Below are 569 nucleotides of genomic sequence, written 5' to 3' on the forward strand. Positions count from 1 at the left end.
GTAGCCGGACCGGATGGATCTGCTGCGCCGGGCAACGGTGGCGCACTTCACATTTCAGGTGATGGCAACGCAGATATCTCGGGCGGAACGATTCGCGACAACTCGGCGGCACGCGAAGGCGGTGGTCTGTGGAACAACACCGGTACGATGACGGTTGATGGAACCAACTTGACCGGCAATGTGGCCTCAGGTGACGCGGCCGATGACGGTGGCGGAGCGATCTTCAACAACGGTGGAACGCTGACGGTCAGCAACGCAACGATCAGTGGCAACGCTGCTGATGGTGTTTTGGGAAGTGGCGGCGGTATCTTCAGCACCGATGGTGCGGTGACAATCAGCTCGACACAGATCGGCGGTGCGATTCCATCCGAAGGCAACACAGCCAATCGTGCTGGTGGTGGCATCGAAGTGATCGATGGTTCGGTGACATTGAACTTGGGAACCGATGTATCGAACAACTTCGCTGGAATCAACGGCGGCGGTCTGCACTCAACCGGAGCAGCCGATGTCACGTCGAATTTGGCCATTTTTGGTAGCAACACGGCGGCCAGCGAAGGCGGAGGGTTGTG

At 58.7% G+C, this 569-nt stretch carries 1 pseudogene; it reads left to right on the plus strand.

From position 1 onward, the window contains the following. A pseudogene (locus B2R17_RS27480) lies at positions 1-569 on the plus strand (nuclease); the annotation flags it as partial.

Source organism: Rhodopirellula sp. UBA1907 (genome assembly GCF_002337565.1).
Lineage (GTDB): Bacteria > Planctomycetota > Planctomycetia > Pirellulales > Pirellulaceae > Rhodopirellula > Rhodopirellula europaea.